Origin of the sequence: Profundibacter sp. (genome assembly GCF_965277155.1) — a bacterium.
Taxonomy (GTDB): Bacteria; Pseudomonadota; Alphaproteobacteria; order Rhodobacterales; family Rhodobacteraceae; genus Profundibacter.
In genome coordinates this window covers 24060-37338 of the sequence record NZ_CBDIBV010000004.1, presented here as the reverse complement: position 1 = coordinate 37338, position 13279 = coordinate 24060, and the positions used below count along the sequence as shown (strand labels likewise).

Genomic DNA, 13279 nt, shown 5'->3' with positions numbered 1-13279 from the left:
ATTATCGGAATATTTAGATGCAAACCGATTTTTGGCACAGCTTTATCTTTACATTCAAAAAGTGTAATGTAAAATCCAAGTCAAACAAGGCTCCGGAATTTTAGGTTGCGCCGGTCGAAAGAATAACGACCAGACAGGTGATCTAACTTTGGGGCTTAAACCAAATTCGGGGGGCAAAACCCGAAGAAACGCGCAAACAGGGAGTTTGTTATGAAAGATGGCGATCACAAAGACGGCAAAGCAAAAGATGCCGAGATTCACCCAACACCTATGCTTGACCAGTTGGAAGACGGCCCTTGGCCGAGCTTTGTCACCGGCTTAAAACGGCTGCGTGATGCCAAAGGCGAACAATATGCGCCGATGATGAATGACCTAATGGGGCAGCTGAACCATTCCTACGAGAACCGTAAAGGGTATTGGAAAGGTGGCGTTGTGTCCGTGTTCGGTTATGGCGGCGGTATCATCCCGCGCTATTCCGAAGTGGCTGACAAATTCCCCGAATCCAAAGAATTTCACACCCTGCGGGTTATGCCGCCCCCCGGCTTTCACTACACCACCGAGATTCTGCGCAAACTGTGTGATATCTGGGAAGAGCATGGCTCGGGCCTGATCGCGCTGCATGGTCAGTCCGGCGATATCATGTTGCAGGGCTGTACCACTGAAAACACCCAGGCTGCATTTGATGCGATCAACGAATTGGGCTTTGACCTTGGGGGCGCTGGCCCTGCATTGCGCACCGCCATGAGCTGCGTTGGTGCTGCCCGTTGCGAGCATTCCTGCTTTGACGAAGGCAAGGCGCACCGCCAGATTATCAACGCTTTCCTTGATGAAATGCATCGTCCGTCGCTGCCATACAAGTTCAAGTTCAAATTCTCGGGCTGTGGTAACGACTGTGTGAACGCGATCCACCGTGCCGACTTTGCGGTGATCGGCACATGGCGTGACGACATCAAGATTGATCAGGAAAAGGTGAAGGAACACGTCGCAAACGTGGGTCGTAAATATACCATTGATACCGTGGTCAACATGTGCCCGACCCGTGCGATTTCGCTGCATGACGATGACACGATGGAAATCGACAACGCATCTTGTGTGCGCTGCATGCACTGTATCAATGTTATGACCAAGGCGCTTAGCCTGGGTGACGACAAAGGTGTATCGGTGATGATCGGCGGCAAACGTTCGCTGAAAGTGGGCGACATGATGGGCATCATGGTTAAACCATTCATCAAGCTGGAAACACAGGAAGATTTTGACGATCTGGAAGAATTTGCAGAAACCTGCATCGAATTCTTTGCCGACAACGCGCTGGAGCACGAACGCGTCGGAGAAACCATCGACCGCATCGGCCTGCCGGCGTTCCTCGAGGCGGTTGGTGTCGAGGCTGACCCGAACATGGTCAACCACCCGCGCACATCCAGCTATGTCAGAACCGATGATTTTGACGACGAAGCCGCCAAATGGTTCGAACGCAAAGCGGTTGAGGCCGGTATGACGGTTGCAGGCGAATAAACCGCCGGTTTCGGATGACTGATAACTAGAACTCTGCCGCCCCTTGGCGGGGCGCGCAGAGACAGGGAGAAGAATATGAGCAACGAAAAAACCACACCCAGAGCCGCAGACGAGGTCGGTGTACCGGATCACCACCAATACATGCACCCCGTGCTGGAAAAGAACCACGGCAACTGGGCCTATCACGATCGCCCTCGCCCCGGTGTTTTGCACCACGTTTCGAAATCGGGGGACGAAATCTTTACCGTTCGCGCCGGCACCCAGCGCCAGATGGACGTTTTCACTATCCGCAAGCTGTGTGATATCGGCGACGAATTTGCCGACGGACACGTCCGCTTCACCACCCGCTCCAACATCGAATTTATGATGTCGGACGAAGCCAAGGTTCAGCCGCTGATCGACAAGCTGGGCGAAGAGGGCTTCCCCGTGGGCGGCACCGGTGCGTCTGTGACAATGATTTCCCACACGCAGGGCTGGTTGCACTGCGATATTCCGGGCACCGATGCGTCCGGTGTTGTGAAGGGTCTGATGGACATGCTTCACGAGGAATTCATTCAGGAAAAGATGCCGAATCGCGTGCGCATCACAACATCCTGTTGCCAGATCAACTGTGGCGGCCAAGGCGATATTGCGATCAACGTGCAATACACCAAGCCACCGAAAATCAACCACGATCTGGTTGCCAACGTCTGTGAACGCCCCGCTGTTGTGGCCCGTTGCCCTGTGGCTGCGATCCGCCCTGCGATGGTGGACGGCAAGCCGACGCTGGAAGTTGACGAAAAGAAATGCGTTTGCTGTGGCGCCTGTTACCCGCCATGTCCACCGATGCAGATCAACGGCGACGATTCCACCAAGATTGCGATCTGGGTGGGCGGCAAGCACTCGAATGCGCGCTCCAAGCCGACATTCCACAAGCTGGCCGTCGCCAACCTGCCCAACAACGCGCCGCATTGGCCCGAGGTGAACGCTGTGGTAAAGCGCATCATCAAAGCCTACAAAAAGGATGCCAAGCATTGGGAACGTATGGGCGAATGGATCGAACGTATCGGTTGGAACCGGTTCTTTGAAATGACCGATCTGGCCTTTACCAAACACCATCTGGATACATGGACCGGCGCACGTAAATCCATGAACCAGTCGGCCCACATCCACTTCTAAGGAGCGATCAACGTGAAATTCGGAGTCGTTGTAAGCGAAGGCCCATATACGCACCAAGCGTCTGATACGGCCTATCATTTCGTCACCGCCGCGCTTGCGGCGGGACACGAAGTGCCACGTGTGTTTTTCTATCACGACGGGGTTAATGTGGGCACGCGCCTGTCAATCCCGCCACAGGATGAACGCAACATCCAGCAACAGTGGAGCGCCTTGGCCAAAGAACACGGCACGGATTTGGTGATTTGTATTGCAGCGGCCCAGCGTCGTGGTCTGCTGGATAAAAACGAAGCAGACCGTCAAGGCAAGGATGCCGACAATATCGCCGAGGGCTTCCGGATTTCCGGCCTTGGGCAGTTGATTGAAATGGCCATCGACGCTGATCGTCTGATGACTTTCGGGGACTAGGGGGAAAACATGGAAGATGGTGTTAAAAAATTCCTCTATGTAAATCGCAAAGCGCCTTATGGCACGATTTACGCACTGGAAGCTCTGGAAGTTGTGCTGATTGGCGCGGCTTTCGATCAGGATGTCAGCCTTGCGTTTCTGGATGACGGGGTGTTCCAGCTGACCAAGGCGCAGGACACAAAGGAAATCGGTGTTAAAAATTTCTCGCCGACATTCCGTGCTTTGGGCGACTACGAGGTCACAAAGCTGTATGTCGAAAAGGAATCGCTGGACGAACGCGGCCTAACCGCAGACGACTTGCAGGAAATCACCTATGAGGATGAGGATGACGATTGGGCCGAGAAGCCTTCGATCATCATCATCAGCCGGTCCGAAATGGCCGATGTGATGGCCGGCCAAGACGTAATTCTTAGCTTTTAGGGGGTAGATATGGCTACTTTACACACAGTTAACAAATCCCCTTTCGCAACGCAGACATTGCTAAGCTGTCTGGGGCACGCAAAAGCGGGCGACACCGTTCTGCTGATCGAGGATGGCGTTTACGGCGCTGCGGGTGGCACGGGATTGGCTGATGCAGTTGCGGGTTTGGGCGGAGCGGTGACGTTGGCCGTTATGGCCCCGGACCTGAGAGCACGAGGAATAGACGAGGGACGTCTGATGGACGGTGTAAAAACCGTCGATTACGCCGGATTTGTGGAACTGGCGGCATCGCATGACCGCACACAGGCCTGGCTTTGAATTAACACTCATTACGAACACTTTTACCGAAGGGAACTAACATGTCTTACGAAGTAGACGGACAAGAAATCGCAACCGACGAAGAAGGCTACATCACCAATCTGGCAGATTGGACACCGGAATTGGCCGAAGTTATCGCCAAAGCCGAAGATGTTGAAATGACAGACGAGCATTGGGCTGTTGTGAACTTCCTGCGTGATTACTACGAGGAATATCAAATCGCACCGGCCGTGCGCGTTCTGATCAAATCGATCAAGAAATCCATGGGCCCCGAAGTTGGCAACAACAAATATATGTACGAGCTGTTCCCGTATGGTCCGGCCAAACAGGCCTGTAAGATTGCCGGCCTGCCCAAGCCAACCGGCTGCGTATAATAAACTAGCTAACCCCCCGAAATAAAAACAATAAATTCGGGGGGCACACGTCTGGGAGGACTTCAAGTGTTGTCAACGCTTTATGCAGTGCTGTTTTATGTCGCGACGGTTATCCTGATCGTCGGCACGGGGATGAAGGTGGCAAGATATGCCCGCACTCCGGCACCGCTGAAAATTCCGGTATCACCTGCACCACGCACCAAACGGGGTGTCTGGTTCAGAATGTTCCGCGAGGTGGCTTTCTTCCAGAGCCTGTTCAAATCCAACAGATGGATATGGATTTTCGCCGTTCTGTTCCATTTCGGCATGCTGCTGGTGCTGCTGCGCCACCTGCGCTATTTTACACAGCCGGTTTGGTGGTGGGTCGATCTGATCCAGCCAATCGGCGTTTACGCCTCCTTTGCGATGCTGGCCGGACTTGGCGGTCTGTTACTGCGTCGAATTGTGGTGCCGCGTATCCGCTATATCTCGAGCCCGTCCGATTACCTGATGCTGGCCCTGTTTCTGGGCATCGTGATATCCGGTATGGGTATGAAATTCCTGATGCCGGTCGATATTCTGGCGGTGAAACAGTTCTTTCTGGGCCTGATGCGGTTCCAGATCAACGAATTGCCCGCGCAACCAGGCATTTTGATCCATCTGGCGTTGGTTGCCACCCTGATGATCATTTTCCCGATCTCGAAACTGCTGCACGCGCCGGGTGTATTCTTTGCCCCATCGCGCACACAGGTCGATAACGCACGTGAATTCCGGCATCTGTCCGCTTGGGCAAAACAACTGCCGCCGCTTCCTGAAGGCATACCAGAACCAGAGGAGGGCAAATAATGGCACCTCTTGATAAAAAAGAAGAATACGGCGCTTTCGACAGTGTTGATGAAATCTTCAAGATTCCGACGCTTGAATGTGGCGCAATGGCCGATACAAACACCTTTGCAGCCGCCCCCGAGCATAATGAGGCACTGGGTTTCCCCGGTGAGTTGATTGACAACTGGCAAGAGGTTGCCATCGCCAAGATGGGCGAGCTGGCCGAAAAGAACCGCGCCTTTCAGGTCTATCTGGATGCTTGCGTGAAATGTGGTGCTTGCACCGATAAGTGTCACTACTTCCTTGGCACGGGTGATCCGAAAAACATGCCGGTCGCACGGCAGGATTTGCTGCGTTCGGTTTATCGCCGCTACTACACATTCGCGGGTAAATATTTCCCGTGGCTGGTGGGTGCGCGTGATCTGACCAAAGAGGTGCTGGACGAATGGTACACCTATTACCACCAGTGTTCGCAGTGCCGCCGTTGTTCTGTTGCCTGCCCCTATGGTATCGATACCGCTGAAATTTCCATGGCCGCGCGCGAGATTATGGACAGTGTCGGGGTTGGGCAGAAATACTGCAACGAGATCATCGCAAAGCTAAAGAAAACCGGCAACAATCTGGGCCTGAATCCCAAGGCGTTGCGGGCCACGCTGGAAGATCTGGAAGAGGATCTGGAAGACGAAACCGGCATAGCGGTGAAACTGCCGCTGGATGTAAAGGGGGCGGATATCCTGCTGATCACCCCGTCCGCCGATTTCTTTGCCGAGCCGCATATCGACGGGTTGCTGGGATACGCCAAAGTATTCCACGCCGCCGGCGTCAGCTGGACGATGAGTTCTTACGCCTCGGAGGCCGCGAATTTCGGCATGTTCATCGGGTCCTACGAAAATATGCGCGAGGTATCCTGGCGCATCCGTCAGGCGGCCAAGGATCTGGGCGTCAAGCGGATCATCTTTGGCGAATGTGGCCATGCGTGGCGGGTTGGCTATTCCTTCCTGAACACATTGGCAGGCCCGTTCGATTTTCTGGATCAGAACTATCCGATCCCGCAGCACATCATGGAATTCACGTCTGATGCGATAGATGATGGCATCCTGAAGATCGACAAATCGAAAAACGACGAATTTATCATGACCTATCATGATAGCTGTAACGTTGCGCGCGGCTCTTCAATGGGACGCAAGGAAGGCGGCCAGTTTGATCTGCCGCGCAAAGTGCTGAAAGCCGTGTGCAACCATTTCTACGATATGGAGCAGGACACCATCCGTGAAAACACATTCTGTTGTGGCGGGGGTGGCGGTCTGTTGACCGATGATCTGATGGATTTGCGTATCAAAGGCGCGAAGCCCCGGATGACGGCCCTGCAACAGGTTACAACGGATTATGGCGTTAATAAAATGGCGGCGATCTGCGCCATTTGCAAAACCCAGTTTTCCAAGGTGATGCCGAAATACGGGTATGACATGGATGACATCATGTCAGTGCACCAACTGGTCGCCAACGCCGTCATTCTGGACGGACAGGAAACAGAAGAAGAACAAGACGCGCCGGAAGCGGCCGCAGTGGAGGAGAAATAAGATGGACGGTCAACACAACACCTACCGACGCTTTGAAGAGGGTGAAACGCCTGACGATTGGGACCTCAAAGAGAAAATCTTTACTCAGGATAAGTCCTATAAGTGTCCGACTTATATCAATAAAACGCCTCCTTGTCAGGGTAGTTGCCCGTCGGGCCACGAAATCCGTGGCTGGCTGGCGATTGCACGCGGCATGGACAAGCCACCGGTCGAGGATATGGCATGGCAGGAATATGCGTTCCAGCGGATGGTCGAAGCCAACCCGTTTCCCGCCACCATGGGCCGCGTTTGTCCCGCCCCTTGCGAGGCAGGCTGTAACCGCAACGAAGTAGACGATTACGTCGGCATCAACGCGGTAGAGCAATATGTGGGCGACTGGGCCAACGAAAACGACGTAAAAGCCCCCGAAACGGGCGCTGATACCGGCCGCAAGATTGCGGTGATCGGTGGTGGCCCTGCCGGTCTGGCGGCGGCGTTCTTTCTGCGCAAGGATGGCCATTCGGTCACTCTGTTTGAAGAGCACGACAAACTGGGCGGCATGATGCGTTACGGCATCCCCGGCTACCGGACACCGCGTGATATGCTGGACAAGGAAATCGGCCGCATCACCGCGATGGGCGTCGATATCCGCTGCAACACCCGCGTTGGTACCGATGTATCGGTGGACGAGCTGGAAAAAGCATTCGATGCCATCTTCTGGGCGATGGGCGCACAAAAGGGCCGTGGTCTGCCGCTGGAAGGCTGGGACGAAACCGAAAACTGTATCAACGGTGTCGAATTTCTGGATGCGTTCAACCAGGGCTATGTTCTGGGAACTGCGAAAAAGGTGATCGTGGTTGGTGGTGGCGACACCTCGATCGACGTTGCCTCGATTGCGCGGCGTCTGGGCAACATCACCGAAGTAAAGCGCGAAGCACCCAGCGATTTCACCGGCCATGATGTGGCCGGCGCGATTGTGCGTGACGGGATGCAGGCCACCCTGACATCGCTGTTCCCGATTGACCAGATGACAGCAGCCGAACACGAACGCGAAGATGCACTGCGCGAAGGCGTGGACATCAAAGGGTCCGTGATGCCGCTGGAAATCATCAAGGGTGCCGATGGCCGTGCCAAGGGCCTGAAGATGTGCGAATGCACCATGAAGGGCAACGTTCCGCAGCCGATCGAGGGCACCGAATTCGAGATCGAGGCCGACATCATCATATCCGCAATTGGCCAGTTTGGCGATTTCACCGGCATGGAGGATTTGGACAACGGCCGTGGCGCAATCGACATCGACAAAGGCACCTACGCTGTCAAGGGTCGCGAGAAGCATTTCGCCGGTGGCGATATTCTGCAGCCGCACCTGCTGACCACAGCGATTGGCCACGGCCGCATTGCTGCTGATGCGATCACCGATTTTCTGGATGACGGCGAAGTTGAAAAACGCCCGCCGGTGGATGTGGCCCATTTCGACCTGCTGGAAGAGCTGAAACAGCGCGGCCATGCGCCGACGCCTTACAATCACGTTCAGGAAAGTGGCACATTTGAAGCTGACTATGCCGTGCACAACTACGAAGACCGCTCGGAATCACAAATCATCAAGCATACCGAACTGTTCAAAGGCCACTTTGATTTTGTGCCACGTGAAAAACGCGAGGAAAAGCACATCTCGGCGGACGAGGTTCTGGGTAACTTTGAAGAACGCATCATTGCCTATTCCGAAGAGCAAGCCCAGAAAGAGGGCGAGCGTTGCATGTCCTGTGGCATGTGTTTCGAGTGCGACAATTGCGTAATCTACTGCCCGCAGGATGCGATTTTCCGGGTCAAGAAATCGGACCGCACGGTCGGGCGTTATGTCGATACCGATTATACCAAGTGCATCGGGTGCCACATCTGTCAGGATGTTTGCCCGACCGGTTACATCAAAATGGGTCTTGGAGCATAGGTATGATGCGGCTTGTTGCAACCCTTCTGGTTCTGATCGGCCTGTCCACGGGCGTGGCGATGGCGGAATCTACCTATCCGGACATCCCCAAGGCTGTGGGTGCACCGCATCCTGAAGGCAATGATTACATGCGGATCAACCACATGCGATTGTTGCGTCATGATCGAAATCTGACGGTGCATGACGGGGACCGGTCGATCAAATATTCCATCAAGGAATGTGTTGCCTGTCATGCCGTTATGGGGCCGGATGCCCTGCCGATTTCAGTTCAGGAAAAAGGACACTTTTGCCGCAACTGTCATGAATATGCCGCGGTAAAAATTGATTGTTTCCAGTGCCATAACTCGAAACCCGAAGAAGGTTTCGTTGATTTACTAAAACAGAACCCGCCCGCTACTGATGACGAAATACAAGCCTATCTGGATGGGATGTCGCAATGAAGCTACCTGCATTGAACAACAAATCCGAACGGCCCGCCGAATTGAACCGGCGCGAGTTTTTCAAAAGCGGCGCAGCGGTGGCTACAGTCACACTGGCCCCCGGCGTGACGCTGATGGCCTTTGGCGGCGAAGCCAGCGCAACTGCCGATCCAGGCAAACGCTGGGGTATGCTGATCGACGTGAACAAATGTTCCACCGATTGCAACGCCTGTGTGACGGCCTGTTCCGAAGAAAACGGCTGGAAGCTGGACGGCAACCCCGAAACCGATCCCCAGTGGATCCGCAAAGTAGACCTGAAGCACAAGGAAACGGGGCGCGAGGCCTCGTTACCGATGATGTGCCAGCATTGCGAAGAACCACCTTGCGTTGATGTTTGCCCTACAGGCGCATCGTTCAAACGGGTGGATGGTATTGTGCTGGTGGATCGGCATATCTGCATCGGCTGTCGCTATTGTATGATGGCCTGCCCGTTCAAGGCGCGCAGTTTTGTGCATGAAGAAATCGAAGACCAGAAATCATATGCCCCGCGCGGCAATGGCACGGTCGAGGCATGTAACCTTTGTGTGCATCGTGTTGATGCAGGCAGAATTCCGGCCTGTGTCGAATCCTGTTCGGCCACGGGCAATGGCGCGATGATGTTCGGGGATCTGAATGATCCGAACAGTGAAATTGCCCAGGCACTGAAAAATTATCCCTCGATGGGCCTGCGTGACGATCTGCGGGTTAACCCCGGCGTTCGATACACAAACCTGTAGTGGATGGAGACTGAATAATGGACCGCACCGTCTATCGCGAAGTGAAACCGACCCCCGCCATCTGGTTGATGGCTGTTATTGCTGCTGCTTTTATTGGCGCTGCGGGGCTGGCGGTTTTATATATCGAACAGCACGGCCATATCGTCACCGGCATGAACAACCAGATCGTCTGGGGTCTGCCGCATGTGTTTGCGATTTTCCTGATTGTGTCGGCGTCGGGCGCGTTGAACGTGGCCTCGATTGCATCGGTGTTCGGCAAGATCGAAAACAAACCGATGGCGCGCTACTCCGGTCTGTTGTCGATTGCCCTGCTGGCTGGCGGACTGGGGGTCCTGGTGCTGGACCTTGGGCGGCCCGACCGTCTGATCGTGGCGATGACCAAGTATAATTTCACCTCGATATTTGCGTGGAATGTTATCCTGTATAATGGCTTCTTTGCGGTTGTCGGGGCTTATCTGTTTGTGCAGATGGCACGCAATATCTCGCCCAAAGTGGTCCGCTCTGTCGGTACCGCCGCTTTTGTCTGGCGTCTGGCGCTGACCACCGGCACCGGCTCGATCTTTGGCTGGCTGGTGGCCCGTCCCGGATATGACGCGGCGATCATGGCCCCGCTGTTTATCATCATGTCGTTTTCTTTTGGTCTGGCATTTTTCATTCTGGTTCTGGGTACAACCTTCCCTATGACGGGCCGTTACATCGGGCCAAATCTGGTCAAACGGCTGGGCCGGTTGCTGGGCGTGTTTGCGGTGGCCGTGCTGTATTTCACAGCTATTCGCCACCTGACAAATCTATACGCGGCCGAACACGCGGATTTTGAGTATTTCATTCTGTTCAGTGGCAATATCTACACTAAACTGTTCTGGATCGGTCAGGTGTTGATCGGTGGTGTTATTCCGGCAGCGATGCTGCTACGTCACGCCGAGAACACCACCAAGGGGCAGGTGATCCTTGCTTCGGTTCTGATTATCATCGGTGGCTTTGCCCATCTTTACGGCATCATCATCGGTGGTCAGGCGTTCCCGCTGGAAATCTTCCCGATGTACGAGGTCACAAGCACTTTCGCGGATGGCCAAATCAATGCCTATACCCCGACCATTTACGAATGGGCACTGGGCATGGGCGGTGTTGCATTGGCGGTGATGATTGCCGGCATGGGCGTTGTGGCCTTGCGGATTTTGCCGATGAACCTGTCGGACAGAAATATCGACCCGACCGAACCTGATTTCTGATAGGATCGGATTCGTCCGGTCAATGGGCTGGCCCTGCACTTGTTTGAAAAGGCCTGAATGATGGCGCGGTTTCTGATATCGGCGGCACATAAATCATCCGGTAAAACCGTGGTCAGCACAGGTTTGGCCGCTGCCCTGACAGGGCAGGGGGATGTGGTGCAATGTTTCAAAAAGGGGCCGGATTACATTGACCCGATGTGGCTGGCGGCGGCCAGCGGGCGGCCCTGTTACAACCTTGATTTCAACACCATGCCCGCGGCGGAATTCACCACCCTGATGTGTGACCGCGCGTCTGGGGCCGACATCGCGATGATCGAGGCCAACAAGGGGCTGTTTGACGGGGTGAAACTGGATGGCTCAGACGCAAACGCGGCGCTGGCCAAGGTGACGAAAACGCCGGTAATCCTGGTGATAGACACCAACGGCATGACACGCGGCATTGCACCGCTGCTGATTGGTTATCAGGGGTTCGATACGGATGTGGACATTGCCGGTGTGATCCTGAACAAGGTCGGTGGCCCCCGTCACGAGGGCAAGCTGCGCGCAGCGGTTCAGGTCTATACCGACATTCCTGTGATCGGCGCCGTGGGCCGCAATCCGGCGTTGGATATCGGCGAACGCCACCTTGGTCTGACCACCCCGACCGAGACCAACCATTTGGACAGCAAGATCGCCCAGATCGCCGAAATTATCGGCGGGCAGGTCGATCTGGATCAGGTTCGTGCCATTGCGGTAACCGCACCCGTGCTGGATGCCGCTCTTGCGCTGGCGGTGGAACCAGTGTTCAAAGGGTTGCGCATCGCCATCGCACGGGACCGGGCGTTCGGGTTTTACTATGCCGATGATTTGGACGCGTTTACGGCATTGGGGGCGGAGCTTGTACCCTTCAATGCGTTGACCGATACGGCGCTGCCGGATGCTGACGGGTTGTTTTTGGGTGGGGGGTTTCCCGAAACCCAGATGGAAGGGCTGGCTGCGAATACGGCCTTAAGGGCCGAAATCAAACAGGCGTTGGCGGCGGGGATGCCGTGCTATGCGGAATGTGGCGGGTTGATGTACCTGTGCAGGTCGCTGGGCTGGAATGATCAATCCTATCCCATGTGCGATGTGGTGGCGGCAGATGCGGTGATGTGCAAGCGGCCACAGGGGCGGGGTTATGTGGAATATACAACTGCGCCCGCACATCCGTGGGGGCCGCGTAACGGGCAGACCAAGGCGCATGAATTCCATTATGCACGGCTGGACAATCTGGCGGCGGATACGGTGTTTGGCCGTGACCTGACCCGCGGAGCGGGGATTGACGGATCACATGATGCGATTGTTACGGACAATGTGCTGGCCGGGTTTTGCCACCAGCGGCACACGCGGGAAAATCCGTGGGTCAAACGGTTCTTGGGCTTTGTGCAGCGGTGCAAGAATCGCTAACGTCAAAGAAAAACCCCGCAAAAAGCGGGGCTTTCAAAAAATTCGTCCGGAAATAGCGATTATGCGCGCTTGATTTCGAACATGTAAACATCACCTTCCGAAGAAGAAGACAGTAGCTCGTTACCGGTGTGTGTGCAGAACGCAGCAAAATCGGCAACCGAACCGGGATCGGTCGAGCGGATTTTTAGGATGTCGCCCTCGGGGATACCTTTCAGCATTTTCTTTGCTTTCAGGATCGGCAGGGGACAGTTCAGACCTTCTGCATTCAGTTCATGTTCAGCCATAAGTAACCTCTTTTGTGTTGGAGTATCTTTATTTGTTGTTGTTTAGATAAACAGGTTGATGTCCGAGCGTGAAGCGACTTCCATATAAGTCGCAGCGCCACCCAGTTCGATCCCGTCGATCATGTCGTCCGGTGTGTATTCAAACAGGTCCAGTGTCATCTGGCAGGCGATCATGCGTATTTCCAGATCAACCGATGCTTCGCGCAGATCCTCGATCGAGGCCACGCCCTTTTGTTTCATCAGGTTTTTCATCATCTTGCCGGCAGCGCCACCAACGCCGGGCATAACCGACAGAAGGTTCGGCATCGCCATGTGACCACCCATCATCGGCATTTCCATCGCAGGGTTGCCAAGGGTAGTGAATTTCAGGTTCAGCTTTTTCTTCAGCAGGGCAAGGCCGTAGAAGGTAAAGAACATCGTCACCTTCATATCCATCGCTGCTGCGGTTGTCCCCAGAATGAACGGGGGATAAGCCCAGTCCAGCGACCCCTTGGTCACGATGATGGACATGCTCTTTGCATTGTCTGTGCTATCGTCTAACAATTTCATTCCTCCCGTTCGTGCGATTTTAGTCCGCCTTTTGTATCGCGATAATTGAATATATATTTGCCCGTCTTGTCAAGTCACACCCTTGTGCAGTTGGAAAAA

15 protein-coding genes are annotated in these 13279 nt (G+C 54.6%); 13 read left to right on the top strand and 2 right to left on the bottom strand.

Annotated elements, in window-relative coordinates; genetic code table 11:
• Positions 1–210: 210 nt before the first annotated feature.
• The 13 genes from dsrA (at position 211) to ACQY4M_RS02095 (ending at position 12347) form a co-directional block, all read left to right on the top strand.
• Positions 211–1512 (top strand): dissimilatory-type sulfite reductase subunit alpha, encoded by a 1302-nt coding sequence (gene dsrA / locus ACQY4M_RS02155; RefSeq protein ID WP_428540236.1) that lies wholly within the window; start codon positions 211–213, stop codon positions 1510–1512.
• Between the two features lie 75 nt (positions 1513–1587).
• The gene (dsrB, locus tag ACQY4M_RS02150; protein WP_428540233.1) at positions 1588–2670 is read left to right on the top strand and encodes a dissimilatory-type sulfite reductase subunit beta; all 1083 of its coding nucleotides are present in this window, start codon (positions 1588–1590) and stop codon (positions 2668–2670) included.
• Positions 2671–2682: 12 nt separating this feature from the next.
• Complete coding sequence (gene tusD, locus ACQY4M_RS02145; RefSeq protein ID WP_428540230.1) at positions 2683–3075, top strand: sulfurtransferase complex subunit TusD; 393 nt, start codon at positions 2683–2685, stop codon at positions 3073–3075.
• Between the two features lie 9 nt (positions 3076–3084).
• The gene (tusC, locus tag ACQY4M_RS02140) at positions 3085–3495 is read left to right on the top strand and encodes a sulfurtransferase complex subunit TusC (RefSeq protein ID WP_428540227.1); all 411 of its coding nucleotides are present in this window, start codon (positions 3085–3087) and stop codon (positions 3493–3495) included.
• Positions 3496–3504: 9 nt separating this feature from the next.
• Complete coding sequence (tusB, locus tag ACQY4M_RS02135) at positions 3505–3813, top strand: sulfurtransferase complex subunit TusB (protein WP_428540225.1); 309 nt, start codon at positions 3505–3507, stop codon at positions 3811–3813.
• 41 nt (positions 3814–3854) lie between these two features.
• The gene (locus ACQY4M_RS02130; protein WP_118941962.1) at positions 3855–4187 is read left to right on the top strand and encodes a TusE/DsrC/DsvC family sulfur relay protein; all 333 of its coding nucleotides are present in this window, start codon (positions 3855–3857) and stop codon (positions 4185–4187) included.
• A gap of 222 nt (positions 4188–4409) precedes the next feature.
• Positions 4410–5012, top strand: coding sequence for a respiratory nitrate reductase subunit gamma (locus ACQY4M_RS02125; RefSeq protein ID WP_428540222.1), 603 nt, complete (start codon positions 4410–4412; stop codon positions 5010–5012).
• Positions 5012–6571, top strand: a complete 1560-nt coding sequence (gene dsrK, locus ACQY4M_RS02120; protein ID WP_428540219.1) for a sulfate reduction electron transfer complex DsrMKJOP subunit DsrK — start codon at positions 5012–5014, stop codon at positions 6569–6571. The genes ACQY4M_RS02125 and dsrK overlap by 1 nt, the downstream gene beginning before the upstream one ends.
• Positions 6453–8498 (top strand): NAD(P)-binding protein, encoded by a 2046-nt coding sequence (locus ACQY4M_RS02115; protein WP_428540216.1) that lies wholly within the window; start codon positions 6453–6455, stop codon positions 8496–8498. The genes dsrK and ACQY4M_RS02115 overlap by 119 nt, the downstream gene beginning before the upstream one ends.
• A complete protein-coding gene (locus ACQY4M_RS02110) occupies positions 8459–8938 on the top strand; it encodes a hypothetical protein (RefSeq protein WP_428540213.1) in 480 nt (159 codons plus the stop codon). The genes ACQY4M_RS02115 and ACQY4M_RS02110 overlap by 40 nt, the downstream gene beginning before the upstream one ends.
• Positions 8935–9693, top strand: a complete 759-nt coding sequence (gene dsrO / locus ACQY4M_RS02105; protein ID WP_428540210.1) for a sulfate reduction electron transfer complex DsrMKJOP subunit DsrO — start codon at positions 8935–8937, stop codon at positions 9691–9693. The genes ACQY4M_RS02110 and dsrO overlap by 4 nt, the downstream gene beginning before the upstream one ends.
• A gap of 17 nt (positions 9694–9710) precedes the next feature.
• On the top strand, positions 9711–10922 hold the full coding sequence (gene nrfD, locus ACQY4M_RS02100; protein ID WP_428540207.1) for an NrfD/PsrC family molybdoenzyme membrane anchor subunit: 1212 nt from the start codon (positions 9711–9713) through the stop codon (positions 10920–10922).
• A gap of 60 nt (positions 10923–10982) precedes the next feature.
• Complete coding sequence (locus ACQY4M_RS02095; protein ID WP_428540204.1) at positions 10983–12347, top strand: cobyrinate a,c-diamide synthase; 1365 nt, start codon at positions 10983–10985, stop codon at positions 12345–12347.
• Between the two features lie 59 nt (positions 12348–12406).
• On the opposite strand, the gene ACQY4M_RS02090 is transcribed toward ACQY4M_RS02095, so the two are convergent.
• On the bottom strand, positions 12407–12631 hold the full coding sequence (locus ACQY4M_RS02090; RefSeq protein ID WP_428540201.1) for a sulfurtransferase TusA family protein: 225 nt from the start codon (positions 12629–12631) through the stop codon (positions 12407–12409).
• Between the two features lie 42 nt (positions 12632–12673).
• Positions 12674–13174 carry a sulfur carrier protein DsrE2 gene (gene dsrE2 / locus ACQY4M_RS02085; protein WP_428540198.1) on the bottom strand — a complete coding sequence of 167 codons (501 nt, stop codon included), beginning with the start codon at positions 13172–13174 and terminating at the stop codon, positions 12674–12676.
• Positions 13175–13279 lie beyond the last annotated feature (105 nt).

What these genes read in the sequence shown, in the direction of transcription:
- ACQY4M_RS02125 (WP_428540222.1), top strand. Translation starts at nt 4,410, where the DNA reads ATGTTCCGCGAGGTGGCTTTCTTCCAGAGCCTGTTCAAATCCAACAGA.
- dsrK (WP_428540219.1), top strand. Translation starts at nt 5,012, where the DNA reads ATGGCACCTCTTGATAAAAAAGAAGAATACGGCGCTTTCGACAGTGTT.
- tusB (WP_428540225.1), top strand. Translation starts at nt 3,505, where the DNA reads ATGGCTACTTTACACACAGTTAACAAATCCCCTTTCGCAACGCAGACA.
- dsrA (WP_428540236.1), top strand. Translation starts at nt 211, where the DNA reads ATGAAAGATGGCGATCACAAAGACGGCAAAGCAAAAGATGCCGAGATT.
- ACQY4M_RS02090 (WP_428540201.1), bottom strand. Translation starts at nt 12,631, where the DNA reads ATGGCTGAACATGAACTGAATGCAGAAGGTCTGAACTGTCCCCTGCCG.
- dsrO (WP_428540210.1), top strand. Translation starts at nt 8,935, where the DNA reads ATGAAGCTACCTGCATTGAACAACAAATCCGAACGGCCCGCCGAATTG.
- ACQY4M_RS02130 (WP_118941962.1), top strand. Translation starts at nt 3,855, where the DNA reads ATGTCTTACGAAGTAGACGGACAAGAAATCGCAACCGACGAAGAAGGC.
- ACQY4M_RS02115 (WP_428540216.1), top strand. Translation starts at nt 6,453, where the DNA reads ATGACATGGATGACATCATGTCAGTGCACCAACTGGTCGCCAACGCCG.
- dsrB (WP_428540233.1), top strand. Translation starts at nt 1,588, where the DNA reads ATGAGCAACGAAAAAACCACACCCAGAGCCGCAGACGAGGTCGGTGTA.
- nrfD (WP_428540207.1), top strand. Translation starts at nt 9,711, where the DNA reads ATGGACCGCACCGTCTATCGCGAAGTGAAACCGACCCCCGCCATCTGG.
- ACQY4M_RS02095 (WP_428540204.1), top strand. Translation starts at nt 10,983, where the DNA reads ATGGCGCGGTTTCTGATATCGGCGGCACATAAATCATCCGGTAAAACC.
- tusC (WP_428540227.1), top strand. Translation starts at nt 3,085, where the DNA reads ATGGAAGATGGTGTTAAAAAATTCCTCTATGTAAATCGCAAAGCGCCT.